26 protein-coding genes are annotated in these 26,063 nt (G+C 46.6%); 17 read left to right on the top strand and 9 right to left on the bottom strand.

The annotated features are described in order from the left end of the window. Positions 1–1,050, bottom strand: coding sequence for a hydroxymethylglutaryl-CoA synthase (locus A4E24_RS02470; protein WP_292351352.1), 1,050 nt, complete (start codon positions 1,048–1,050; stop codon positions 1–3). 30 nt (positions 1,051–1,080) lie between these two features. Continuing rightward, the gene (locus A4E24_RS02475) at positions 1,081–1,821 is read right to left on the bottom strand and encodes a helix-turn-helix domain-containing protein (protein ID WP_292351353.1); all 741 of its coding nucleotides are present in this window, start codon (positions 1,819–1,821) and stop codon (positions 1,081–1,083) included. A gap of 130 nt (positions 1,822–1,951) precedes the next feature. Here A4E24_RS02475 and A4E24_RS02480 point away from each other — a divergent pair, with 130 nt between their 5' ends. The 10 genes from A4E24_RS02480 to A4E24_RS02525 all read left to right on the top strand — a co-directional run bounded on the left by A4E24_RS02480 (position 1,952) and on the right by A4E24_RS02525 (position 13,935). Then, entirely contained in the window at positions 1,952–2,770 is an 819-nt protein-coding gene (locus A4E24_RS02480; protein WP_292351354.1) for a Dna2/Cas4 domain-containing protein, read from the top strand. Positions 2,771–2,872: 102 nt separating this feature from the next. Then, complete coding sequence (locus tag A4E24_RS02485; RefSeq protein ID WP_292351356.1) at positions 2,873–4,159, top strand: hypothetical protein; 1,287 nt, start codon at positions 2,873–2,875, stop codon at positions 4,157–4,159. Between the two features lie 88 nt (positions 4,160–4,247). After that, positions 4,248–6,908, top strand: a complete 2,661-nt coding sequence (gene mutS, locus A4E24_RS02490; protein WP_292351358.1) for a DNA mismatch repair protein MutS — start codon at positions 4,248–4,250, stop codon at positions 6,906–6,908. Between the two features lies 1 nt (position 6,909). Beyond that, positions 6,910–8,736, top strand: coding sequence for a DNA mismatch repair endonuclease MutL (gene mutL / locus A4E24_RS02495; RefSeq protein WP_292351359.1), 1,827 nt, complete (start codon positions 6,910–6,912; stop codon positions 8,734–8,736). Positions 8,737–8,777: 41 nt separating this feature from the next. Next, positions 8,778–9,794, top strand: a complete 1,017-nt coding sequence (locus A4E24_RS02500; RefSeq protein ID WP_292351361.1) for a cobalt-precorrin-5B (C(1))-methyltransferase — start codon at positions 8,778–8,780, stop codon at positions 9,792–9,794. Then, positions 9,791–10,375 (top strand): cobalt-precorrin-7 (C(5))-methyltransferase, encoded by a 585-nt coding sequence (locus tag A4E24_RS02505; protein WP_292351363.1) that lies wholly within the window; start codon positions 9,791–9,793, stop codon positions 10,373–10,375. The genes A4E24_RS02500 and A4E24_RS02505 overlap by 4 nt, the downstream gene beginning before the upstream one ends. Positions 10,376–10,589: 214 nt before the next feature. Continuing rightward, a complete protein-coding gene (locus A4E24_RS02510; RefSeq protein ID WP_292351365.1) occupies positions 10,590–11,297 on the top strand; it encodes an energy-coupling factor ABC transporter permease in 708 nt (235 codons plus the stop codon). Further along, positions 11,294–11,584, top strand: a complete 291-nt coding sequence (locus A4E24_RS02515) for an energy-coupling factor ABC transporter substrate-binding protein (RefSeq protein ID WP_292351367.1) — start codon at positions 11,294–11,296, stop codon at positions 11,582–11,584. Before A4E24_RS02510 ends, A4E24_RS02515 begins: the two co-directional genes overlap by 4 nt. Positions 11,585–11,761: 177 nt before the next feature. Then, the gene (cbiQ, locus tag A4E24_RS02520) at positions 11,762–12,544 is read left to right on the top strand and encodes a cobalt ECF transporter T component CbiQ (RefSeq protein WP_292351368.1); all 783 of its coding nucleotides are present in this window, start codon (positions 11,762–11,764) and stop codon (positions 12,542–12,544) included. An 8-nt stretch (positions 12,545–12,552) separates the two neighbouring features. Continuing rightward, entirely contained in the window at positions 12,553–13,935 is a 1,383-nt protein-coding gene (locus A4E24_RS02525; protein ID WP_292351370.1) for an energy-coupling factor ABC transporter ATP-binding protein, read from the top strand. 7 nt (positions 13,936–13,942) lie between these two features. Here the strand turns inward: A4E24_RS02525 and A4E24_RS02530 are convergent, their stop codons facing one another. The 3 genes from A4E24_RS02530 to A4E24_RS02540 are packed head-to-tail and all read right to left on the bottom strand — an operon-like array spanning position 13,943 to position 15,613. After that, positions 13,943–14,779: a TIM barrel protein gene (locus tag A4E24_RS02530; protein WP_292351372.1), complete on the bottom strand. Its 837-nt coding sequence runs from the start codon at positions 14,777–14,779 to the stop codon at positions 13,943–13,945. Beyond that, complete coding sequence (locus A4E24_RS02535) at positions 14,779–15,111, bottom strand: hypothetical protein (RefSeq protein ID WP_292351374.1); 333 nt, start codon at positions 15,109–15,111, stop codon at positions 14,779–14,781. Before A4E24_RS02535 ends, A4E24_RS02530 begins: the two co-directional genes overlap by 1 nt. A gap of 43 nt (positions 15,112–15,154) precedes the next feature. Further along, complete coding sequence (locus A4E24_RS02540) at positions 15,155–15,613, bottom strand: phosphopantetheine adenylyltransferase (protein WP_292351376.1); 459 nt, start codon at positions 15,611–15,613, stop codon at positions 15,155–15,157. A 975-nt stretch (positions 15,614–16,588) separates the two neighbouring features. On the opposite strand from A4E24_RS02540, the gene radA reads away from it, so the two are divergent. Next, positions 16,589–17,566: a DNA repair and recombination protein RadA gene (radA, locus tag A4E24_RS02545; RefSeq protein ID WP_292351377.1), complete on the top strand. Its 978-nt coding sequence runs from the start codon at positions 16,589–16,591 to the stop codon at positions 17,564–17,566. A 38-nt stretch (positions 17,567–17,604) separates the two neighbouring features. Next, positions 17,605–18,285 carry a phosphoglycolate phosphatase gene (locus A4E24_RS02550; protein WP_292351378.1) on the top strand — a complete coding sequence of 227 codons (681 nt, stop codon included), beginning with the start codon at positions 17,605–17,607 and terminating at the stop codon, positions 18,283–18,285. 23 nt (positions 18,286–18,308) lie between these two features. Here A4E24_RS02550 and A4E24_RS02555 read toward each other — a convergent pair whose 3' ends face one another. Both A4E24_RS02555 and A4E24_RS02560 read right to left on the bottom strand, forming a co-directional pair. Further along, positions 18,309–18,572, bottom strand: coding sequence for a PRC-barrel domain-containing protein (locus A4E24_RS02555; RefSeq protein WP_292351380.1), 264 nt, complete (start codon positions 18,570–18,572; stop codon positions 18,309–18,311). Positions 18,573–18,607: 35 nt separating this feature from the next. Beyond that, on the bottom strand, positions 18,608–20,845 hold the full coding sequence (locus A4E24_RS02560; protein WP_292351382.1) for a CDC48 family AAA ATPase: 2,238 nt from the start codon (positions 20,843–20,845) through the stop codon (positions 18,608–18,610). A gap of 249 nt (positions 20,846–21,094) precedes the next feature. Between A4E24_RS02560 and A4E24_RS02565 the strand changes: the two genes are divergently transcribed. From A4E24_RS02565 to A4E24_RS02580, 4 genes are all read left to right on the top strand, one after another. Next, entirely contained in the window at positions 21,095–21,280 is a 186-nt protein-coding gene (locus A4E24_RS02565) for a hypothetical protein (RefSeq protein ID WP_292351384.1), read from the top strand. 150 nt (positions 21,281–21,430) lie between these two features. Continuing rightward, positions 21,431–21,646: a hypothetical protein gene (locus A4E24_RS02570; RefSeq protein ID WP_292351386.1), complete on the top strand. Its 216-nt coding sequence runs from the start codon at positions 21,431–21,433 to the stop codon at positions 21,644–21,646. 134 nt (positions 21,647–21,780) lie between these two features. After that, entirely contained in the window at positions 21,781–22,563 is a 783-nt protein-coding gene (locus A4E24_RS02575) for an epoxyqueuosine reductase (protein WP_292351388.1), read from the top strand. 233 nt (positions 22,564–22,796) lie between these two features. Then, complete coding sequence (locus A4E24_RS02580) at positions 22,797–22,994, top strand: DUF378 domain-containing protein (protein WP_292351389.1); 198 nt, start codon at positions 22,797–22,799, stop codon at positions 22,992–22,994. Positions 22,995–23,044: 50 nt separating this feature from the next. On the opposite strand, the gene purL is transcribed toward A4E24_RS02580, so the two are convergent. Together purL and A4E24_RS02590 are read right to left on the bottom strand one after the other, a co-directional pair. Continuing rightward, complete coding sequence (gene purL / locus A4E24_RS02585) at positions 23,045–25,192, bottom strand: phosphoribosylformylglycinamidine synthase subunit PurL (protein ID WP_292351391.1); 2,148 nt, start codon at positions 25,190–25,192, stop codon at positions 23,045–23,047. A gap of 101 nt (positions 25,193–25,293) precedes the next feature. Next, the gene (locus A4E24_RS02590) at positions 25,294–25,647 is read right to left on the bottom strand and encodes a DUF192 domain-containing protein (RefSeq protein WP_292351393.1); all 354 of its coding nucleotides are present in this window, start codon (positions 25,645–25,647) and stop codon (positions 25,294–25,296) included. A 77-nt stretch (positions 25,648–25,724) separates the two neighbouring features. Here A4E24_RS02590 and yciH point away from each other — a divergent pair, with 77 nt between their 5' ends. Beyond that, positions 25,725–26,033 (top strand): stress response translation initiation inhibitor YciH, encoded by a 309-nt coding sequence (gene yciH / locus A4E24_RS02595; protein WP_292351396.1) that lies wholly within the window; start codon positions 25,725–25,727, stop codon positions 26,031–26,033. The last annotated feature ends 30 nt before the right edge of the window (positions 26,034–26,063 follow it).

The following is a 26,063-nucleotide window of genomic DNA, read 5'->3' on the forward strand; positions in this document are numbered from 1 at the left end:
TCATGCCAGTCTGATCTTACCTTTGTGCTTGGCATATGTTGCATAATCCACATATATAGGATCTGCCAGAAGTTCCATCACAGTAGGTGCCTTGTTGCGTATCTCTTCGATCTTATCTGTAACAGTAAAACTGAACGCGTCTCCGCCGGCACCTGATCCAAATGCAGTGGCGAAGATCCTGTCTCCGGGTTTTGCCTGGTCCAGTGTGGCTGCAATGCCCATCATGCATGATCCGGAATAGGTATTTCCAAGCTTTGGCACGACAAGGCCGGGCTTGATCTGTTCTTTAGTGAAGCCCAGGATGGACGCTGCACGGGAGGGGAATTTACCATTTGGCTGGTGGAATACTGCATAATCATAATCTCCTGGTTTAGTACCCATCTTAGCCATTAGTCCTTTTGCCGCATGTGTCACATGCTTGAAGTATCCGGGCTCACCGGTGAAACGTCCGCCGTGTTCAGGGTATGGCATACCTTCCCTCCTCCAGAAGTCAGGTGTATCAGTGGTAAAGGAATATGTGTCCTCGATGACCGCTAAGAATTCGGTTTCTTTGCTGCCTATTATGAAGGCTACACCCCCTGCAGCTGCAGTGTATTCAAGTGCATCCCCTGGTGCACCCTGCGCAACATCAGCTCCTATTGCCAGTCCCAGGTCGATCATTCCTGATTGTACCAATCCCATGCAAGTCTGTATTGCGGCAGTTCCGGCCTTGCAGGCAAACTCATAATCTGCAGCCGTCATGACCGGAGTTGCTTCCACTGCTTCTGCGACTATGGTACTGGTAGGTTTGACAGCGTATGGATGGCTCTCTGACCCGGTATACACTGCACCTATCCGCTGGGCGTTTATACCTGATCTTTTTACTGCATATCTTGCGGCTTCCACTGCAATTGTGGCCGTGTCCTCATCGAAATCAGGTACAGATTTCTCATGTACCATCAGACCTGATTTCAGGCTGTTAGCGTCGTCGCCCCAAACCCGGGCGATCTCGTCCACTTTGATCCTATATCTTGGAACATAGGCTCCGTATGAAACTATCCCTGCACTCATTTCTTTTCACCGATAGTTTTTATGTAAATGTCATTCCATTACGTGGTACTGACTATATTTTTTAAGATTCTCGATCAATTGATCAATGTCCATAGTTGTGGCTAAAAGAGGTAACCTGTCGATCTCTGCCATCTTCTTTGCCATGGGGTCAACCTCATTGCCCCTAAGCCCGTGTATCACGACAGCACCGGGTTTGAGGTTGGTCACTCTTATGGCTACAAGGGGTGATTTTCCGGTGGTTACCTTTGTAAAGATCATGGCTCTCTCGGTACTCCATCCATACAGTTTCTGGAACTCATGGGAAGAAAGTTCTAGAATTGCTTTCTTGCTGTCAACGACGGTAAAACCGTACAGCGGTTTTTCTATGCCCCTGTTTACAAAATCAGCTTCTATAAGGCTTGCAAGCTTTGCAAGCTGCATGGGAAAAGTGTATTCATAGGTTGCGTAGACAGCTCTTGAAGTGTTATCTGAGAAAAGTATGCTTTCATAGGAATGTATCTTCTGTCCGCCATTCTGTGAGTCTATTTCCAGCAGCGCCTCTACGATCCTGCTTACTATGAGCGTACCAGGAGATTTCCTTCTTCCGCTTTCGTAATCGCTTATAACGGAGGGGGATACTCCCAGATAGCCTGACAGGTCTGTTTGGGGTATCTCGAAGTTAAGCCTCCATTTTTTCAAAGCTTCCCCAGGTTTCTCTGAAAGCGTTATTTCGCCTGCCATCTTTTCAGCAAGACGTTGGCGTATATTCTCGCGAGAAGCATTGTCAGCCATTTCATATTCTAAATGAGACATAATTATATATATTTAACGAATGCCCAATCGTTGATTGACGAAGAAAAACATGTAAGCAGTCAAAACATATTTAAATATTTATATTAAAACAGCCTTTGATTAGAAATGTATGTCTCTCAATAAAAATGAACATAATACGAACGTTTCTGACATAGCGTTATATCTCAAATGCCCACGAAAAGTATACTATTCAAAGCGTTCTCAGAAAAAAAGGACCAATGATGATGTTTCTTATGTTGAGCATCTTTTCCTTAAAGAATTCGGTTTGCGGTATCCGCAGTTGCTGGAACATTTTTCGTCAAAAGCCGATGGTATGATAGACACAATACAAAGTGTATTCAATGAAATATGTGTTGAATTAAACATTATATATGCCTCTGAACTTGAGGGCGTTTCAGAGTCAACCATATTGGAAGCTATTGATAACTTACAAGCTTGTATTGAAGACGTTTCCTGTAATATGGGGAAGATGCTGAAAGATGCACACAGCATGCCGCTTGTTAGAGCATTGTACGGTATGGAACTGGAACCCGTGCTATATGGACCTAAAATGAAAGTTTCCGGTATACCCGCAGGCATGGTCAACTTCGAAGGTTCGCCCGCTCCAGTGATCATTAAGACAGGAAAGTGTCCGGAATATGGGATCTGGGCAGATGACAGGCTTCATCTGGCTGCGTTCTCTATGCTTGTGCAGGATATTCACAACATGCCTATTGAGGGTGGCATAGTCATTTATTCCAGATCAGGCTGCATAAGACCATCAAAGATCAGAGCAAACGACAGAAGGCAGGTTCTTGGTGTGTGCAGCAATATCAAGAAGATCAAAGAAGGCTTTCTGCCGGAAAGAAAACAGACACCTCTATGCGGTGATTGCGAGTTCCTTGAAAGCTGTGATGTAAAGTCTTCTCTTGCATCTAAATTCTTCTGATCATCGATCAGAAGTTTTCTTTTTTCAAAGGTCTATGTTCTATTATCCTCATTCGCACTATCCATAGCCTTTTAAAGAGATATCGCGTTTTTTGTTCAGAGCATGAAATTCATTGACAAGCTTTTCGGAAAGAAGAAGGCAGAATCTCTTTCTTTCAAGTTGAAAATAGATGAACTCCCGGGGTTCATTGCTATCGAATCGGAAAAAGAGTTCAATGAAATTAAGCCTTTCATCCGCAGGAAATATGAAGAGATCGATCTCATTCTCCGTGAGATACCCGAGGTCATAGAAAGCCTCCTTTCTGCCGAGGTTGCTGAAAATGCTAATAAGAGAGTGGAAAAGGTAGGAGATGCCAACAGGGACAATATTGCCAATAATCTGCGATCGATCACTGAAAAGGTGAAGCCTCCTGTGGATACTTCTATTCAAAGTGCCTTCGACTTCTGCATAAATGCGAAATCCGCACTTAAAACTGTGCGGGATAACACACACAGAAGCCAGCTCTATATTAAAGCCATCTATCCTGCGGAATCGCAAAAGATCATATCAACCTTAGCAAACATTGAAGACCTGGTGGATGAGCTATTCGTACCTGTCAGGGACAAGAAGGATCGGCAGGATTCCTTCGATAAGTTCTCTGAAGAGATCGGGAACTATAAGAGAATACAGGTGCAGATCCAGGATAGTCATACAAGGATCGAGCATCTTGGATCCAGGATCGATTCAATCAAAAAAGATATACAGGATACTAAAAACAGGCTCAATGATCTCGAAAACAGCCAGGATTTCGAAAGGGCAAAACAACTTGAGGCTGATGTCAACACCCTAAAAGAGCAATTATCAAATGCAGATCACGATATCCAGAGAATCTTCTCTCCTTTGTCCAAGGTGTTCTCCAGAATGGAAAAACAGGACAAGAGCGAGATATGCGTGCTTTCTTCTGAGCACAGGCAAATTCTTGAAAAGATAACACATGACCCAGCTTCTGCTCTAGAGCATGATCTGGAGTCCTTTTTTGCCGAGGTCAAACCCCGGATAGAGAACGGTAGTCTTGGTCTCAAAGACCAGATGTGCGAGAAAGCCTTAAAGCAGGTGGATAAGCTGCATAGTTCCGAAGCTCTGGCATCTCTGAGAGAGCAGAGGAAAGAGTATTCTTTGCAGCTTGAAAAAGCAATGAGCGAGCTGAACAGCCTAATAGTCTACAGGGACAAAGAGCAGTTTGTGCAGCAGATCTCCCGTGATGAGCACATGCTAAAAAGCACAGAGCTTGAACTTGATACGGAAAAGAAGCGTTTAGATACTCTCACAGAAGAGTCGGAACTTCTGGGATCAGGCCTGAACATGGAGATCAAAGGACTTTTCGAGAAGGATATTGAGATAGAATACTGATCAGAAAAAAAGGATTAAGGTCTATTCATCACTTTCCTCTTCCCCATGAAAGCACTAAAATAGTACCACACAGATAAACCACAGCACCATGAGCAAGATGACCCCTGCCATGCACCAGTACTATACGGCAAAGAAAGAGTACAGCGATGCCCTGATCTTTTTCAGGATGGGGGATTTTTACGAGTCTTTCGGGGAGGACGCGAAGACCATTGCCAGGGAGCTGGAGATCACTCTCACCACCCGGGGCAAAGGGGAGGACGGCAAGAACATGCCCCTTGCAGGAATACCGTACCATGCAATTGATACATATCTGCCCCGCCTCATCAGGAAAGGCTACAAGGTTGCCATCTGCGAGCAGCTCGAAGATCCCAAATTGGCCAAAGGCGTTGTGAAACGGGGTGTTGTGCGTGTGGTCACGCCCGGCACGGCCATAGACCCTTCCATGTTCAGTGATGCCACTAACAATTATCTCATGGCGCTCTCAGGAAAGAATGAGGATTTCGGTGTGTCCTTTCTGGACGTGTCCACAGGCGAGTTCGTAGCAACGCAGTTCCTGGACGAGCCACCCTATGACAGGATAGCCAGCGAAGTAGCCCGTATGCTCCCTGCGGAATGTATAGTTCCGCTGCATCTATATGGGAACGCGCATCTCATGCAGCGTCTTGAGGAACTGAGGGTCATAGTGCATGAGTTCGATGAAATGGCCTTCGATACCACCAACGCAAGGGAACATCTCAAGCAGCATTTCGGCGTTTCCACTCTGGAGGGCATGGGGTGCGATACCCTGCCCCAGGCCATAGCCGCTGCAGGAGCTGCCCTTAACTATGCCATCACGACACAGATGAGGGAACTGGGGCATGTGCAGTCACTGTCCACATATTCCGAATCCGAGTTCATGATCCTGGATTCCATCACCCTGCGCAATCTTGAGATCGTGCATAATGTCCGGGGGGAGGGCAATGATACATCTCTCCTTAAGATCCTGGACCAGACCAGTACGCCCATGGGTGGCAGGATGCTCAAGAAATGGCTGTTAAAGCCATTGATCTCTGTCAGTGAGATAAATGAACGCCTGGATGCTGTGGAGGAGCTGTCCGGCAAGACCTTGGTGCGTTTCGATCTGCGTTCCCATCTTTCTTATGTAAAAGACATTGAGAGGCTTGTAGGCAGGGTCATGTATGGCAATTCCAATGCCAGGGACCTGGTAGCATTGAAACTGTCCCTGGAGGCAGTGCCTCTGCTGATACAGTGCATGGGTGATGATATTTCTTCCAGGCTTATCAGGGACATAATTGAGGAATTACGGAGTTTTGAAGAGCTTGGCTCTCTTGTGGAGCTCATAGGAAAAGCCATCGTTGAAGAGCCACCGTTAAGTGTGCGGGAAGGTGGCATGATCAGGTCTGGTTATAATTCCGAACTTGACAAGCTCAGGGACCTTTCCCGCAACGGCAAGAAGTGGGTGGCCGATTTCCAGCAAAAGGAAAGGGAAAGGACAGGCATCAAATCCCTGAAAGTGGGATATAACAGAGTGTTCGGCTACTATCTGGAGGTTACAAGTACAAACAGCTCTCAGGTGCCGGATGATTATATCCGCAAGCAGACCATGGTCAATGCCGAACGTTTCTACACTCCTGAACTTAAGGAAATGGAAACTTCCATCCTGACCGCAGATGAAAAGGCTCATGCTCTGGAATATGAACTGCTGAACGAGATCAATGCCACTGTGGCTTCATACTCCAGGCAGTTACAGAGAGCTGCTTTTCTCATAGGGCAGTTCGATGTGCTGGTGAACCTTGCTGAGGTTGCTGTACATAATAACTTTGTCAGGCCGGCGGTTACCAGTGATCATAGGATACTCATCAGGGATGGACGTCATCCTGTGGTGGAAAGTACCGTGCCGGGCGGTTTCGTGCCCAACGATACTGAGATCGATTGTGAGGATAACCAGTTCCTGCTCATCACAGGTCCCAACATGGCAGGAAAATCCACATACATGCGCCAGACAGCGCTCATTGTCATAATGGCCCAGGTAGGTTCTTTCGTACCTGCTTCCCATGCCTCCATAGGTATAGTGGACAGGGTATTTACCAGGGTCGGAGCCTTTGACGACCTTGCCAGCGGACAAAGCACTTTCATGGTGGAGATGGTGGAGCTTGCCAACATCCTGAACAATTCCACTCCCAAGAGCCTGGTGCTGCTGGATGAGATCGGCAGGGGTACGAGCACTTACGACGGGTACAGTATCGCGAAGGCTGTTGTGGAGTATATACATAATAAAAGTAAAGTGGGCGTGAGGTCCATGTTCGCAACTCACTATCATCAGCTTACTGAGCTGGAAGGCACTCTCAGGCGGGTAAAGAACCTGCACATTGCGGTGAAAGAGGAAGGTGATGATCTGGTGTTCCTGCGCAAGATCGTGCCTGGAGCCACGGACAGAAGTTACGGTATTCATGTGGCAAGGCTTGCCGGTGTGCCGCATGCGGTCACTTCCCGGGCAAAGGAAGTATTAAGGGAGATAGAAAGTGAAAGCGCCATCAACCGGGAGGGCAGGCCGAAGAAAGGTAAGGGTAAGAGCACTGCCAGATATACCCAGCTCATGCTCTTCGATGGTGGCAGTTCTCAGGAAGCAGATGTGAAGCACCCGGTACTGGAGAAGTTGAAGTCTCTTGATGTTAATACCCTGACCCCTGTGGATGCCCTGAACAAGCTCAATAGCCTTAAGAAATTACTGGACGAAAGTGGGGAATGATATGGTCGATGATGCATGTGATGTGGGCAGCAATAGGATACACCTGTTGGATGAGGCTACTATCAGCAAGATAGCTGCCGGCGAGGTAATAGAAAGACCTGCTTCGGCGGTGAAGGAACTGCTTGACAATTCCATCGATGCTGGAGCCACCGAGATAAAAGTGGAGATAGAAGGCTCAGGTGTCAAAAGAATATCTGTCCGGGACAACGGTTGCGGTATGAGCCACGTGGATGCATCCATGGCTTTCATGAAACATGCCACCAGTAAGCTTACCAGCATCGATGATCTGGAAACTGTCCGTACACTGGGGTTCAGGGGAGAGGCTCTTTCTTCAATGGCTGCAGTTGCAAAAGTTACCCTCATAACCCGCAGAAACCGGGATGTGGCAGGTACAAAGGTCATAGCAGGCAGTGATGGCGTGGAGTCCATATTGGAAGTCGGTGCTCCTGTAGGCACCACTGTGGATGTAGCTGATCTGTTCCACAGCACTCCAGCACGGAGGAAATATCTTAAAAGCAGCCGCACTGAACTTGCCCATATCACTGATGTCGTTACTAACTATGCCATAGCCCATCCTGATGTCTCTTTCACTCTCCTGAACGAAGGCAAGGTTGTTTTACGTTCCCCTGCCACCAATAATATGTTCGACAACATCGTGCATATCCACGGCGCAGAGGTTGCCAGATCGCTGGTGCCTGTTGTATGTGAAAATGACCTTGTGAAGATCTCAGGCTACATCTCCAAGCCTGAACTCAGCCGCAGCGGTTCAGACCTGCAATCCTTCTATATCAACGGGCGCAGTATTTCCTCAAAGGCTATAAGCAACGCCATAAGGCTTGGATACTACACTCTTCTTCCCAAGGGCAGGTATCCCGCAGCTTTTCTCAAGCTTGAGATAGACCCTGGAATAGTGGATGTGAACGTGCATCCGCGAAAAACAGAAGTGAGGCTTAGCCATGAGAAAGAGATCATGGACGTTGTTACTGCTGCTGTGGAGAAAGCTCTAAGTTCTACTCATCTTGTTCCTGAGATCAAAGTCAAGGATAAGCCTTTTCCTGTCCAGAAGGTCTTGTACGAAGATAAAGATGAGGATGGATCTAAATTGCAAGATAAGGTTTATTTGGGATCCCGTCTTCTTGAAGAGCCAACTCCTTATAATCCTCCTGCAAAGGATACTGAAAGGCGGCTCAAAGCAAGTGCACGCCTCCAGTCCAGGCTGGCATCCTCTCCTCATGATGAAGAACCCGTTTTCGTTACAGATGATGTGAAGGTAATGGGCCAGTTTGAAGATCTGTATATTGTTGCAGATGTGGAGAAAAAACTCCTGCTGATAGACCAGCATGCTGCACATGAGCGTGTCATGTATGAACGTGTGCTGGATTCCAGGGATATGGGATGGCAGGAGCTTCTGAATCCCGTGACGCTGGAACTTAATCCTAAGGAAAAGGTAATTCTGGAAGAGTTCATTCCTTATCTGGAAGAGGTGGGTTTCAGCATTTCCGAGTTTGGTCCTGACACCTATGTAGTTACTACGGTGCCTACGATATTTGGCAGGATGGAAAGTCCTGATGTGGTACATGACATAGTATCTGACCTGCTCTCTGTTGGCAGGATAAAGGACGATACCGAGATATACGACCATGTTTTCAGTACCATGGCATGCAGAGCTGCCATAAAGGCCGGTGCTGTGTGCAATAAGGAACAGATGGCCGATCTCATCCGTCAGCTTAAGAAATGCAGGAATCCATACACATGCCCACATGGCCGCCCAACAATGATATCCTTCACAAGGGAAGAACTCGACCGCATGTTCAAAAGAACGGGATGAATTCGCTACTTTTATAACTTTGGACCACAATTGAGATTTCAATGATAGACCCGGTGAACAAATCTAGGATCCCAGATGAGTGGGTTGCGCGTTCCAATGTGCCCAGGGACGAGCTCATAAAAGGCATTGAAAGCGGAAGACTTGTTCTGTTAAGCGATGGCTCTGTGCTCAGGAGGGGTTATACCACCGGGACGACAGCAACAGCCGCAGCCAAGGCTGCAGTACTTTCGCTGCGTAAACCTGTTTCTCATGTATCTGTGCCCACTCCGGTGGGATTGAGGGCTGAGATGGACTTGCAGGCTGTGAATGGTCATGCAGTTGCTGTCAAGTTATATAATGATCATGAATCCGATATCACCCGTGGCCTTGAGTTCGTGGCCGATGCCAGAGAGATCGATGGCATCATGATTCGGGCGGGAGAGGGTATAGGTATCGTTACAAGGGATGGCCTGGAGTCAAAGAAGGGGTATCCTGCCATCAATCCCAGGCCCATGGAACAGATCAAGGCAGCTATTTCCGAAGCCGTTGAAGATCTCGGCCTGCAGGGCGCAGAGGTCACTTTATCTCTTCCCCGCGGTGCTGAGGTTGCCAAGCAGACCCTGAACAGCCGCATTGGTGTGGAAGGGGGCATATCTATCCTAGGCACCACGGGTTTCGTGGAACCCTGGAACGACCATCTGGGCGAGATGAAAGAGGATCTTATACGCAGCGCTGACAAGGTAGTGCTCACCACCGGCAGAATAGGCATACGCTATTCCACCATGCTGTTCCCGGGATATACGGTGGTGCTTGCAGGCAGCCGCATATCCGATGCTGTAGGAGCAGCTAAAGGTGATGTTATTATTTGCGGACTCCCCGGTCTTGTGCTCAAGTGGGGAGATCCGAAAATGCTTGAAGGCAGTGGTTATGCCACTGTGGTGGAGATGCTGGAACTGGACCCGGGTAATGAGAGGCTTAAGAAAGCTTTTGACATGGCAGTGGAAAAAGCTCATGGTGCTAGGGTCGTGGTCGTGGACAGGGATGGCACTGTGCTCATGGACAGCGGGGAAAAGACATGATCATCGTAGGCGTGGGGGTTGGTCCCAATATGCTGACCCAGGAAGCCATTGCAGCCATCCGTAATGCCCCTGTGATCTATGGCTCAGGCAGGTCCATCGAGCTTGTGAAGGATTTCATCAACTGTGAGGCTCACATCATCAAGAACTACAGGGAACTGCATCTGCTGCCCGCTGATGCTGTAGTGCTTTCCACGGGCGATCCCATGTTCTCAGGACTTGGAAAGTTCGCCGGTGAAAATGACAAGGTGATCACAGGCGTCTCTTCTATTCAGGCTTCATGTGCCCGTTTTCACGTAGAGATGTCCAATCTCGCTCTGATCACTGCACATGGGCGTGATCCATCGCCTGCCCGGGAGGCTCTCATAAGAGAGGCCGGATTGGGAAAGGACATATTCCTGTTACCCGCAGAGAACTTCGGTTCTAAGGAAGTGGCTGACCTGTTACGGGAAATGGGTGTCGAGGCAAAGATCTGCCTTTATGAGAACATAGGCTATCCCCAAGAACGGGCAGTGGTCGGTTCCGTACAAAATCCACCGCTTGCGGAGTCTGACATGTACTGTCTTCTGGTGGTGCAGCGCTAAGTTCAATTTGACCGATGTGTTACATTTTTTATATGTACGTATCCTTTGTACAATATTAATTAAGTTCTCAGGTATATCTGTCTCCTTTATTACTAAACCTTTAACCGTTTAAAACAAGAATCGTTACCTTTATGTATAATAACATGTAAGTCACATTTATTTAAAACAAATTAACTTGATTATCCAGTTGGAAAACGATAGGAAGGTGACAATTATGCATATATTCGAAGGGTTCTTGCCATCACCCTGGTGGCAGTTATGGTTTGCATTCTCCATTCCCGTAATCTTGTTCGGTATGTATCGGTTGAACAGGCTCGTAAGTGAACGCAGGGAGATAGTTCCTTTGCTTGCAGTGGCTGGAGCTTTCATCTTTGTACTTTCATCCCTCAAGCTTCCCTCGGTCACAGGCAGTTCATCACATCCAACAGGTACAGGGATGGCAGCCGTGCTTTTCGGTCCGGCAATAACATCTGTGCTCGGTCTCATTGTCCTTATATATCAGGCCTTGTTCCTCAGCCATGGAGGAATAAGCACACTGGGGGCAAATGTTGCATCCATGGGTATAGTGGGTCCGTTTGTGGCATATGCATTCTACAAGGCGGCTTCAAAGGTCAATATGAACTTTTATCTCAACATATTCCTGGCTACTGCAATAGCCGACTGGGTAACCTATGTGGTGACATCCACTCAACTTGCATTGGCTTTCCCCGCAGGTGGTGCTCTTACGGTTTCGGGTTTCCTGTCTTCGTTCACCGCATTTGCAGCGGTGTTCGCCACAACCCAGGTACCACTTGCCATCATGGAGGGTGCTCTCACGGCCCTCATTATGAAATATGTGGTGCAGGTAAAGGGCGATGTACTTGTGAACCTACAGGTTCTCACATCAGAGGCAGTGAATAAGCTTAAGGGGGCTGTGGGATGAAATTAGAGTACATCGTGGGAGCCATAGCAATACTCTTCGTGGCCCAGTTCTTCTACGGACTTGCAGCCAATCCCGGGTCGGAATTCGGAGGTGCAGATGGTGCAGCAGAGGATGTGATTTCAGGTATTGACCCTAGTTATGAGCCATGGGACCCGGGTTTCCCGAAGTTCGAACCACCAGGTGGAGAAACTGAAAGCCTGCTCTTTGCTCTTCAGGCAGCCATAGGTGCCATAGTCATTGGTTACTTCTTTGGCTACTACAGGGGAAAGAACCAGTCAGGTCAGTAATGGGTTTTACAACCCATTATGGTTTTCAAAAAAATCCTTTTTCTCTTTTCTGTTATGTTTCACAAGGTGGCTATTACAAAACGGAAAACTTATCTAATATAACTCTCAATCCAGCTTGAAAAGGAGCTTTTTTACAAAACAAATTTTGTTGATTTAAGAAGGTACACAGGACACATCATGACATCTATCTTGGACGATTACGCCCTTAACAGCCCCCTGCGTGAAAAGAACAACTGGCTCAAGATCGCCATAACGGCTTTCGGCATAGTTGTGGGTGTTTCTTCCAATTCTCCTGTCACACCTTTTGTAATAGCTCTATGTATGGGTATTGCAACCATCCGTTTCAGTAAGGTGCCTGCAAGTTTCTACTTAAAGATCCTGGCTGCACCCGCAGGATTCGTGCTGATCAGCGTAGTCATCATTGCTTTCTTTTCAGGTAATGGTAGTGAGGTATTTGGTTTTGATCTGTGGGGTCATAGGCTTGGGGTCAGTACCGGGGGGCTGAACATGGCCTTAGTGGTGCTTGCACGTACCATCAGCGGTATGTCCTGTCTTTTTTTCCTTTCGCTCTCAACTCCTATGATAGAGCTATTCTCTGTATTGAAGGCGACCCGTTTCCCGGATTCCTTCATAGAGATATCCATGATGATGTACCGCTACATCTTTGTCTTTATGGAAGTGGCCATGGGCATCAAGTACGCTCAGACGGTCAGGCTGGGCTACAAGGATTTCAGGACCTCGTTCAGGTCCATAGGAATGCTGGCTACGTCTCTTTTCATAAGGGCATGGGAGCAGGGAGAAAAACTGTATGTTTCCATGAACTCAAGGTGTTATGATGGCAGGTTCATACTACTGGAGGAGGACCGTCCCATAAAGAGGTCCGAGATAGCACTTACGTCCGTATATTTTATCATGGTGATTGTAGTTTTCTATTCCACGAGGAACATCCTTCTTATCTGAGGTAGAGCATGACAATCCTGGAAACCAGAGATCTTGTATACAGTTATCCAGACGGAACCATTGCCCTGGACAATGTGAGCGTCAGGATAGATATGGGTAAAAAAATAGCCTTTGTAGGCCGCAACGGTTCCGGGAAATCCACGCTGTTCCTGACCCTTAACGGCACCTTGACACCGAATAAAGGGGAAGTGCTCTTCCATGGTAAGCCTGTGAAGTATGATGCAAGGTCCCTGCGTGAACTGCGCAAGAACGTGGGCATTGTATTCCAGAACTCTGATGATCAGCTTTTTGCACCCAGCATTTACCAGGATGTGGCCTTTGGTCCCACGAACCTGGGTTATTCCAGGGAAAAAGTAAACTCTGTGGTCCAGAGCACCCTTGATTATGTGGGGCTTAACCCGCTCAAGAAAAAGCCTCCACACCACTTAAGCGGCGGCCAGAAGAAGAGGGTTGCCATTGCAGGTATCGTTGCCATGGAGCCCGAGGTTATCATCCTTGATGAGCCGCTGTCCAATCTTGACCCGGTGGGTGCCGACGAGGTAATGGACCTTCTGAACGAACTGAACTACTTCGGCAAAACAATAATCATCTCGACCCATGATGTGGATCTCGCTTACAGGTGGGCCGATCATGTGTTCATTATGACGGATCACCAGATGATCGGGGAAGGCACTCCTGAGGATATTTTCAGAAATGAGGAGCTGCTCCAGAGGGCTTATCTGAGAAAGCCCCAGATACTTGAGGTGCATGAGGAGCTGCGCAGGCGCAGTCTTGTCAAGGAGAACGGCTGTCCCAAGGATATACCCGGCCTTGTCAGGATACTGAAAGAGCCGGAACTCATGTGGGTCAAAGTGTCTCCTGACGTCAAGGTAGGGGATAGTGTGAACTTAGGGTTGCTGCACGGCGAGTTCGCACTGAACTATCCTATGGAGGCAGTCAATGGGAAGGTCCTCCATATCCATGAGGACTGCATGGCAATAGTGGAACTCAGCAGACGTTATGTGCGTGCAGGTTCCATTATGATCTACGATACGGACCATCACGATGCTGATTTCTTACAGCTTTTCATCTCTAACGGCGATGTGGATACTGTGGGTGCCATGGGCAAGAGAAGCAAACTCATAGCTGAGAGGGACAACATTCTCCTGGACATCACTTCAGGAGTTATCGATCGTTCCATCCTCAATGCTCTGTGCGGACAGAGATGTCTTATAATCACGCATGGTGGAATGATCTACCATGCTTTTGAACGTATCAGTCATTATATTGAAGAAAGTGGTATCAACATCCATGTTGATATCATAAATGAGAATGGAGACATCTCCTCTCTTGCAACGGCCTGCACCGGGCAGCTATCATGCTCTCGATCTACGGAAGAACACCGGGTATGAAGGGTGACTAAAGACCCTGATAAGTCCTTTTGAGCAGTAAAGCATCTCCTTCATTATCAGGACTTTCGGATATTACAAGACCCTTTGCCCGGAAGTCCTGGAAAGCCTGCAACAGTTCCACGTACCTGAGATCTGATTCATCCAGTTTCAGATGGTTCTTTTCTCCTTTTGGTCCATATTCAATGCCTGAAATATGTACATGCATATTCTCGAGAGCTTCCCTCCCAAGTATGTTCTCCACTTTTTCAAGTACTGCAGTGAACTCCTCGAACGAATTCTCTTTGCCATTGCTTCTTGCGTGCAGATGCGCAAAATCGATGCATGGAAGCACTTTGTCCAGCTGGCTGCACATGCTGAGGGTTTCATCAAGGCTGCCGAACTGTGTGGGCTTGCCTGTGGTTTCGGGCCTTAGCACCGTATCAATATCCTCTGCAGCTATTCTGGCTGTCAGCTCCTGCAGTTTTTGCAAAACTTTTGAAAAAACGTCTTCCGGCTTATCTTTCTGGTAGTAGGCAGGATGGAATACTATTGAACGAGCTCCGCAGATGGAGCCAATGAGTGCGGAGTCATATATCCTCTTGATACTGGCATCTATCTTTTCGGGTTCTGATGAATTCAGATTGATATAATAAGGTGCGTGCACGCTAAGGGCTACATTCTGAGATGTAGCCGTTCTCTGCACTTCCTGTGCAGAATTGGCACCCATTTTAACCCCACGCACGAACTCTATCTCCATGCAGCCAAGTCCAAGCTCTCTCACTCTGCGGATGCCATCCACAGTGGTGCCTTTAGCCGATGAGTAGGGTGCTCCAGCTGTACCAAAAAGCAATTCCCTGTGGCTCATCAGACTATGCCCAGGTGCTGCTTTAGCTCTTTCATGCGCTGTGCAGATATCTTCTGCTCCACCAGTTCCATGATAGTGTCAATATCTTCAGGTTCAAGGGAACGTATATCTTCCTTGTTCTCCAGCGCAAGTTTCACCAGGTAGTCCAGCTCTTCCACGCTCAGGCGCTCCATCCTATCCCTGAAATCCTCTGCAGACTGTGCTATTTTATGGGACAGCGGCCTTAAGATGAAAGGATAGTTGTGTCCTCCCGATGATATCGTATTTCCGCTAAGTTCAGGTGCAAGTTTGTCAAATATCTGTTTGTCCATGTCGCTGAATACTCTGCCCATGGGTTTTAGTTGTATAAAGTAGTTTATAAAATTATGTGCCAGCTCAAGATCTCAGATGCCCGTGGATGTCTATCTCTCCGAGCACTATCCTTGTGGAGGAGATGCGTATCTGGTCATCGGCGAGGACGTAATCAATTTTCACGATCCTGATGTCCTTCAGGTTCTTCTCAGCCCTGAGCTTATTGATCTTAAGGGCAACAGGATATGTTTCAGGAGAGACCACAATGTAGTCGTAATCCTCTTCAAGGGTCTTTCCGTAAGGGTCGTTCAGCTCTATGATCGTGTATTTCTGACCCTCTGCAATTTGCTGTATGTACTGGATGACCCTTTCTTTCCGTACACTATAATCAGGTATCTTGCGCGGGCGCTTATTTGCCATTTCGTTGGACGTGAGTCCTATATCGACCTTTCCATTGCCGGCAAGCTCAAAGGCTTTTCTTAAAAGCTCCCTGTGTCCGTCATGAAGACACTCGAAAGTTCCACCAACCACTACTCTGGGCATTGGTGGTACAAAGGATATTTTATAAAATAAATGTTTGCCCGAAAATGTCAGGGAGCTTCAAATGTAAAATTAGTTCATAATTAGCAAAGTATATAACCTTTAACAAATATTAATATTCAAACAGATTGCTTTTCAGGATATTTATTCCAGGAGGTATTAGCTTAATAGTGGATAAAATACCGATCAAAAAGCCCGGCATATACTTGGTCCTAGTATCGTCCGCTTTTTTAGCGATGTGGGTACTGGCACTTATACCAATTCCTCCATCTTATTCTGATTCCCAGACAGTTGACAACATATACGTATTCAGTATGTATCTGTTCTCATTTCTAATTCCTACTATTGGGCTTTTCTTATTCCTGAGCAATATAAAGAATAAGTCGCCAAGATGGTATATGGGGATACCTCTCTTTTTTTCAATAGTATTGGTCACATTGAACCGTGATAACAATATATTAGGGCCATTTTATGATACATCCTTCATTGCAAATTATAGTAATATCTCGAATTTTCTTTCAGACAATTTTTTCAAGTATTCTGTTTCAATAGTCTTTTCTCTTTCCATGCTGCTATTTTCCATGTCAGTGCCGGCAAATAAAAGAAAGAAATTATTGACACCTTTTAGAATTTCCTTCCTTACACTTGTTTGTACTGTCTTTTTTATTATAGTAGATCTGTTAGCGCGGTACAAATATACAGGTTCGGTATCGTTGCGAGAGAATCTTGGGCTTTTATATATACTCGGAACATTCATTTTTGGCCTATCTTTGATCTGGTCTGGTATTCACTATGAGACAAAATAGTATTTTTCATGGTATAAGGCACATTTCTTTGTCAGTCCGATTTCCTGAAATTTAACTATGGGTCAATTATTACTTTCACTCCGCTCTCTTCATGTATATATATTCCAAAGACCAATAATTCATCGAAATGTGCACCGGAAGTTAACATGTGCACCACAAAGGAGTCTTAAAAATGTCAGAAGTATTACTTGAGGACCTGGACCACGTTGGTCCTGCCACAGCCCAAAAACTCATCGAAGCAGGTTTTTCGACAGTAGAAGCCATTGCTGTATCTTCTCCCGCAGAGCTCGCCACAGCCGCGGATATAGGAGAGTCCACAGCAGCCAAGATCATCCTGGCAGCCCGTAAAGCTGCAGATATCGGTGGTTTTGAAACAGGTGATGTGGTAATGGAACGCAGGAAACTGGTAGGTAAGCTCTCTACGGGCTGTAAGGAGTTCAATGATATAATGGGTGGCGGGATAGATTCCCAGGCCATAACCGAAGTATACGGCGAGTTCGGGTCAGGCAAGACGCAGGTTGCTCACCAGTTAGCCGTCAATGTGCAGTTGCCGCAGGAAAAAGGCGGATTGAATGGCTCCGTGATTATGATCGATACAGAGAACACCTTCAGGCCCGAAAGGATAAAACAGATGGTGGAGGGCCTTTCGGAGCTATACGGTGAGGACTATGATCATGAAGAGTTCCTCAGGCACATACATGTGGCAAGGGCGTACAACTCGAACCATCAGATCCTGCTCGTGGATGCAGCATCTGAACTTGCCAACGAGCTCAAGGATTCTGACAAACCTGTGAGGCTGCTCATAGTTGACTCCCTGACGGCACATTTCAGAGCAGAGTATATCGGTAGGGGGACTCTTGCCGACAGGCAGCAAAAACTTAACAAACATCTCCACGACATCCAGAGATTTGGCGACCTTAACAATGCAGTGGTGCTGGTAACAAACCAGGTCATGGCAAAACCGGATGCTTTCTTTGGCGATCCGACAAAGCCCATAGGAGGGCATATACTTGGCCATACTTCTACATTCAGGCTATATATGCGCAAATCCAAGGGGGATAAAAGGATAGTCAAGCTTGTGGACGCTCCGAACCTTCCGGATGCTGAAGCAGTGATCTCAGTCACCACCGCTGGCCTGCGTGACCCCTGAACAGCAGGTTTTTAAACTTTTTTTCTAATTTACCTGCCATGAAATTCAAGGCCATTGCAGTTGATATCGACGGTACCATAACTTTCAGGGACAGAAGCCTTGATATGGCAGCAATTGGGAGTTTACGCTCCCTTGATGTACCTGTGGTGCTATCCACAGGCAATGTTCTCTGTTATGCCCATGCCGCCGCAAGGCTAATAGGAGTAGGAGGGATAGTGATAGCCGAAAATGGAGGTGTCATTTCCCCAGGTTTTGATACGGTTCCTATTGTATCCGAATCGATCAGAGAATGTCAAAAGGCTTTTGATCTGCTCTCGGGCAAGTTCGAGCTAACTAAGCTGGACCCGGAGCATCGTAAGACAGAGATAGTGCTTAGGAGGGACTTTGATCTGGAACTTGCCAGGCAGATCTTGTATGAGCATGGTCCTAACGTAGAGATCATAGACACACATTTCGCAATCCATATAAAGAGCAGGGGAGTGAACAAAGGCACTGGTCTCATTAAAGTTGCAGAGCTGATGGGTATTGAGCCAAAGGATTTCGTTGCCATAGGCGACTCCGTGAATGATGTGGAGATGCTTGAAATGGCAGGTTTTGGGATAGCTGTAGGCAACGGCGATCCGGAATTAAGGTCAGTTGCCGATTATACTGCCGCATCACCCTATGGGGCCGGAGCGGCTGAAGGTATCACCTATCTTCGGGAGCATAGCCTGATCTAAAAAACATAAAAGGCAAAAGCCGTTTATTCAACAGGTTTGCCTAATGCAGTGTTTTTATCTACTACTATGTAGTCTTTAATTGCTCTAACAGAAGTAAATGGAAGGAGAATGTACTGGTCGTCTGTCTTATACTTGGAAGTGTCAAGGCTCATGTCCGGCTTGACTATAAGATCAATGAGGTCTCCTGTTTTCCCATCCATGACTATGTTGAAGAGCACACCCAGTTCAGTGCCATCCGTAGCCATTACCTGTTTGCTGGAGAGGTTCTTAGCAAATACTTTCGTCATGTAGTTCACCCGATAAATCTAAACTTTTCATATATTTATCTGTATCCTATATAAGAGCTTGTTTCTTCTTTCGGCATCCCGCCCTTGAAAAGCTCATGTATCTTCTTATAGTATCCCATAAGGTTCTCGGAAAGAGTGGGTCTTACCTTATTCAGTGCTTCCATGAAATACTTCATGTCCACATTCTCTATATTGAAGTTCTCTCTCAGGGCAAGCATCACAGCTTCTCTGCATACTGCTTCGATGTCAGCACCCACGTATCCTTCCGTGATGTTCGCAAGTTCATCAATTGATACGTCGCTTGCAAGAGGTATATTTCTTGTGTGTATCTGGAAGATGCTTCTCCTTCCTTCCCTCGTGGACTGGCCCACAAGCACAAGCCTGTCGAACCTTCCTGCGCGCAGCAAGGCAGGGTCGATCATGTCCGGCCTGTTAGTTGCAGCAATGACAACTATCTCTTTCAGAGCTTCGAGGCCATCGAGTTCAGTAAGCAACTGGTTCACGACCCTTTCAGAGACCTTTGCATCTTCTGACATGGAACTTCTTGCAGATGCAATGGAATCTATCTCATCGAAGAATACCACGCATGGGGCTACCTGTCTTGCTTTCTTGAATATCTCCCTGATCGCACGTTCAGACTCTCCTACCCATTTGGAGAGCATCTCAGGTCCTTTGATACTGATGAAATTGGCGTTGGATTCATTGGCAACAGCCTGGGCCACAAGGGTTTTGCCTGTACCGGGTGGACCGAACAGCAGAATTCCTTTAGGAGGCTTTATACCCATCTGCACGAACTTCTCAGGCTTTGTGATAGGCCATTCCACAGCCTCAATGATCTCCTGTTTGACATTGTCCAGCCCTCCTACGTCAGCCCATTTCACAGATGGTATCTCGACCAGCACTTCACGCATTGCAGAAGGCCCTATCTCTCTTAAGGCGTTCTCAAAATCAGATCGTATCAGCACTATTTGCTCCAGTTTCTCCTGTGGGATCAGGTCATCGTCAAGGTTTATGTCCGGCAATACCCTTCTCAATGCCCGCATAGCAGCTTCCTGCACAAGGGCCAGCAGGTCCGCACCTACAAATGCCTGTGTGTTCTTGGCTATCTCTTCAAGGTACTTCTCGTCAACATCGCTTCCCAGAGGCACTCCACGTGTGTGTATCTGCAGGATCTCTAACCGTCCCCCAGCGTCAGGAACACCGATCTCTATCTCTCTGTCGAACCTGCCCGGTCTGCGCAGTGCAGGATCAATGGCATCCAGCCGGTTCGTAGCTCCGATCACCACTACCTGTCCACGCTCTTCCAGACCATCCATCATAGTGAGCAACTGGGCTACGACGCGGCGTTCCACTTCACCAGTGACGTTCTGCCTCTTTGGAGCAATGGAGTCTATCTCGTCAATGAACACTATGGATGGTGCATCCTCTTCAGCCTCTTCGAATATCTTGCGGATACGCTCTTCGCTTTCACCATAATATTTCCCCATGATCTCGGGGCCCGCTATGTAGAGGAAATTTGCCCTGGATTCATTTGCCACTGCCTTGGCTATAAGGGTCTTTCCTGTTCCTGGAGGTCCGTATAATATAATACCCTTCGGAGGTTCGATGTTCAACCTCTGGAAGAGTTCAGGATGTTTAAGAGGCAGTTCTATCATTTCCCTTACTCTCTGGATCTCATCTCCCAGTCCGCCTATATCCTCGTAGGTGATGCCCCTGGCTGCGCTTTCATACCCTCTTACAGGCTTCTGGCGCAATTCGATCTCCGTGTTCTCAGTGACCATGAGCACTGGGTCATGGGGCTGAGCCTCAACAGCAATAAGGGGTATTGCCTGCCCTCCTGAGGACTGACTCGTCATGGGCTGTGTCATGGAACTGATGATGGGTATTACATCACCTACCACAAAAGGCCGCTTCAATATGTTCCGTTTGATGATCTCTTTAATATGATCGCCATACTCCATCACCACGCCTTCCGGAGGTGCAAGTACTAAATGCGTAGCAGGTTCGAAATCTGCTTTTTTGATGGTAGCTCTTTCCCCTATACTAACTCCTGCGTTTTGCCGGATGAAGCCATCTATCCTTACAATGCCCTGTCCCCAATCCTGACGGTCTGCTCTCCACACTTTAGCACATGTTCTCCTCTTACCGGTTATTTCTACTATGTCTCCGGGAGAGAGCTGCAGGCTCAGGAGAGTGCTGGGGTCCAGGCGAATGATGCCACGACCAAAATCGTTCGGATGTGCTTTTTCAACCTTGATCTGTACTTCGTCCATGATGTCATCCTGTAATTGAATCTCATATATAGTCCGATTATAGGTATTTATTTTTATCTGATGCATAAAAATGCATGTAGTGGTCACTTGCTAATATATGAAAGGCGAGGAAGAAATCTTTTTAACTGATTATGTTACTTATGCCTTTTATGGGGTTAAAGGCTTTATTTCTTAACTGTACATTGAAGAGATCACCACAGATCTCTAACCACAAGCGTTGATAGACAAGGCTGGGGGCTTTTTTCAGATATGGGAGTGAAAAGTGAGTGCATACGGATCGCGGACTATAAAAATCCCTTTGGTGTTTCTTCCGACGAAGATCAAGGCGATGAATGGCCATTGATACTTGTAAAGATAAAGGCATGCGATATCCTTGTGATGTGCTCTTCTATCTGGTTCGGTGTTCGTTCCTCTGTGGCACAGATGGTGGTATAAAGGTTGGACGGAACTTATAAGGAAGCAGACCCGCAGACTGGTCAGTTCCTTCTTTATGCGAAGGTTGAGGGTGTGCTTATTACCGGCAATGAGGACGGACGGTGCACATGATGTGGCTGCTAATACTCTGTTCAACATTACCTATCTGGGTTGCACAGTTCCTCCGAACGTGGACAGCTACTGGGCGGGTCAGCAGGGCCGGGGGCGAGTTACATTGCAGCAGGTGGTGATAGGCATCTGTATACTAACAGAACGGTCAGGCATATGGTACAGGATCTCACCTCCTTCGCACAACTGTTGAGGGCAAACCCTATCCCCGCCAGCCTGGGAGAACTGTATGCAGAAGCTGTAAAGGAAAGCGATTGATGAACTATGCATGTATCCTGTTCATTCTTGACTTTTAAGATTATCACGACCATTGAATATTATAGTAGGTTATTTTCATATACTGCGAGAGTGCTTTTTTCTGTGCAGGCACAAAGTTCTGCAGGAGGCAAACATTGGATCTGAAAGAGGAGATCCGAAGTAAAGCCATGGAAAAGGGATTCCAGCTTTTCGGTGTGTCAGATATAAGCAAAATGGAGGATGTAGAGTTTCCACCTGGGCGTGGGCTTGTAAAGCCGTCTGAATTTATGTCGGATGCAAGATCACTTGTAGTTCTGGGTATGGTGATCTGGGACGAAGGTATGAACGCTGCAATAAGCACTCCCGGTACCGGTGATTTTAGCGGAGGCGAAGCAGAATACTATAATCTATATTACGAAACGGTGGAAACACGCGCATGGAGACTGGCTCAATGGCTATGGGATGATAAAGGTATCAAGGCGACACCCACCCACTCAGTGCATGTGAAAGTGGCAGCGTATCTCGCAGGCCTTGGTTTCATAGGCCACAATACTCAGGTGATAACCCCTGAATATGGTCCAAGGGTACGCTGGATAGCTTTGCTCACTACCGCTGAACTAATGCCCGACCAGCCCTTCTCCAGGAACCTATGTGCAGAGCAACCATTGTGCCAGCATGAATCATTGTGCGTAAAAGCATGTCCTTATGGTGCGATCATCCCAGGTCCGTCGCAGGGAGTTCCACCTGGTGAAAAAGTCATATATGATAAATGTGTTGTAGCACATGAACTTGAAAAAGATATAGATAATAAATGGGAAAAGCACATCCGCAGGATAACAGAACGTGGATTTATGGAATGTACCATCTGTAACCTTGCTTGTCCTTATGGCAAAAATGTAGATGTGCAGATCATTCCCAGAAAAAGGGGTCTTGCCTGAAAGCAAGAACTGATCTTTTTTATTTTCACAGAAGTTATATCTTAATAGTGTTTCATTCGATTTATTTTTCACATTAGTATGAACTTTAGATGGGTAAAACTTAAAACAAATTATGACATCCATACTCTGTTATCCTTTTATGTGAAACTAGATTCTCTTTTCGATATATAGCCAAATTCTTTATATATGACTGTATACATATTTATATTCACCAAAACCATGGGGGTGAGTTTTTGGCAGAGAAAAGTACGTTAGACTGGATAGCATTAGTCTTGGTTGTAATCGGAGGCCTCAACTGGGGACTCTTCGGCATATCCCAGGATTTGAACCTTGTGGCACTTATATTCGGCTACAGCATCATAGCAAGGATCGTTTACATCCTTGTAGGTCTGTCCGCATTGTATATGATCTATTATGCAACCAAGAAATAAAGATGGTCAGTCTTTCAAAGACCTGACCATTTTATCTTTTCATCACTCTTTTATTCCATCATCTGTTTCATAAGGCTGTTTCTTGCCACTTCAATTTCTGGAAGTGAGATCTTAATGGAGATCCCCGACACTTTTATCTTTAACATGTCCCCGCCCACAGTACCTACGATCGCATAGGGTACTCCTTGCAATGCCTCCTCTATTACCTTTGGTTCAGGGGTTGTAAGAATGGCTCTTACATAAGACTCAGAGAACAGAGCATCGTCTGCCCTGAGGCCCTCACAGGCCTTACTGAGGTCCACATCTGCTCCCATATATGTGCACATCTCACACAGTGCGACTCCCAATCCGCCCAATGAAACATCGTGAGAGGACGTGACCTTTCCTGTGTCCACGGCCTTGATCACGGAATCCACTATAGAGATAGCATTTTCAGGCACTTTAGGAGCGTTGCCGTCCATCTTCTTACCGAGCAGGCTGTAATATTCGGAACCTCCCAGCTCATCCCGTGTCTCTCCGATAAGTACTATCGTGTCACCTTCGTTGGCGAACGAGGACAGGGGGGCACCTGCAACATTATTTGTTGTTCCCACGACACCTATGGATGGAGTGGGAAGGATCGCGGTATCAAATTCATCACTTTCGTTATAGAGGGATACGTTCCCACCTACAACGGGTATTTGCAATTCTCTGGCACCATCGCCCAATCCAAGGATAGCGTGTTTAAAGTACCAGTATATGTCGGGTCTTTGAGGGTTGCCAAAATTCAGACAGTCCACAAGGGCTAGTCCTTTACCTCCTTTGACCGCAATGTTCATGGCATTTTCATAAACAATACCCTTTCCTCCCTGATAGGGGTCCAGCATGGTATGTCTGGGGTTGCAGCCGCATGAGAGTATTATTCCCTTATTGCCCTCTATACGTAATACGGAAGCATCATCTCCGGGTTTTACCGTAGTCCTTATCTGCACTTCGTGATCATATTGTCTGTATATCCATTCCTTTGATGCCACATTATGAGAGGAAAGCACGTTCAAAAGTGCCTGTTTAAGATCAACTGGCATTTCTGGCTTTTCCCATGGTATTTTTTCGGCGGGTGAACTGGCAGGCATTTCACAGGTAGGTGCACCTTCAGCAAGCAGCTTGATCGGGATATCGACAACAGTCTCTCCCTTAAAATCCACTGTGTAATATGGTCTTTCAGTGAGTTCTCCTATCATGCTGGCGTTCAGATCATATTTCTTTGCTATGGCCAGTACAGCTTCCACGTTCTGTGGTTCTACTTCAAAGAGCATACGTTCCTGGGATTCTGCAATGAGGATCTCATAAGGCACCATGCCTTTTTCCCTGAGTATGACATTATCAGCGATTATATGCATTCCCATATCTCCCTTGGATGCCATTTCTGAACTGGCACCCGCAAGGCCTGCTGCACCCAGATCCCTGCAGGATCTCACATATCCCGCTCCGACAACTTCCAGTGTCGCTTCTATGAGCAGTTTCTCTGTGAACGGATCACCTATCTGTATGCTGGGCCTGTCCTCTGCTTCGGAGCTCTCGGAAAGGTCCCTGGATGCGAAGGATGCACCTCCCAGCCCGTCCCTGCCAGTGGTGGATCCCATGAGGATCATCTTATTCCCTGCCTTCTGGGCCTTTGCTGTCACTATGTTCTCTTTCCTTGCAAGCCCTATGCATGCAACATTTACAAGAGGGTTACCACTATAGGTTTCATCAAAGAATGCTTCTCCCCTTACCACAGGCACACCTATACAATTACCATAGCTTGCGATACCTTCGATGATGTGTTCGAAAAGGTAAAGGTTCTTAGGAGTATTAAGGGGCCCGAAATACAGGGGGTCCATAAGGGCTATAGGTCTCGCTCCCATGGATATGATATCCCTTACAATGCCTCCTACGCCTGTTGCAGCACCGTTGTGGGGGTCTACGTATGATGGATGGTTGTGACTTTCCATACCTATTGCAAGCACCCAGCCGTCCTCAAAGTCCACGATAGCAGCATCATCTCCAGGTCCTATGATAACTTTCTCGCCGGTTGTGGTAAAAGTCTTCAGTAAAGGTCCACTGGAGCGATATGAACAATGCTCGCTCCACAAATTGAGGAAACATCCCTGTTCCACAATGTTGGGTTCTCTTCCCATTTTTTCAGTTATAAGCTTGAAATCGTTCTCTTGTAACATTGTGTGCCTCAGACTACTATTCATTTCTGTGTTTCTGTAGGCTTAAAAGCACTCAAGTTTAAAAAAGATTCCTTCATTAGACCAAAACCCCGTCCCTTTGTTCACGGAAGATCAATAGTGAGTTTTTCTCCGGGCATGAGTTTGCAGCGCTCTACGGAGCCGGATTGCATTTCGATAATATATTTTGTCTTTTTAGGGGACTGTGCCAGACCTATCCAGGGTTTCAATCTTGCAGTGGCAAGTATTTTCTTATTATCATCCAGAAAAACCACGTCTATTGGAAAAAATACAAAAAGCATGTGCACAGAAACGGATCTAGTAGAAGGTAGTATGAAGACAAGCGCATATCTTTCTGCAATGCTCTTTCGGAACATAAGCCCCCTTGACTGGCTTATTATACCTTCTGCAAATTCAATGTCAGATGCAACTAATTCACCATTAGGTTTTAATATCATTGCTGTTTACTTTATACGACTATTTAAGTATAGTTTATGGTCAAAATGTTTAATGATCTTGGAGGAAATATCACTAGATGAGTTCAGAAATGTGCCCTGTATGCGGATTGCCAATGGAATTGTGCATCTGCGAAGAAGTAGCAAAAGAGCAGCAAAGAATTACCGTGAAGGTCAACAGAAGAAGGTATGGGAAGGAAGTGACTGTCGTAGAAGGTTTTGATGCACACGAGATCGACCTCCACGAACTATCCACATATCTGAAATCCAAGTTTGCATGTGGTGGAACTGTCAGGGATAATGCTGTTGAGTTGCAGGGCAACCATCTGTCTCGCATGAAGGATGTTCTTGTTGAAAGGGGTTTTTCTCCGGAGCAGATCAAAGATTAAACACTTTCATTTAACTGGAAATCGTATCTC

Source organism: Methanomethylovorans sp. PtaU1.Bin093 (assembly GCF_002067275.1).
In the GTDB taxonomy this organism is placed as follows: domain Archaea; phylum Halobacteriota; class Methanosarcinia; order Methanosarcinales; family Methanosarcinaceae; genus Methanomethylovorans.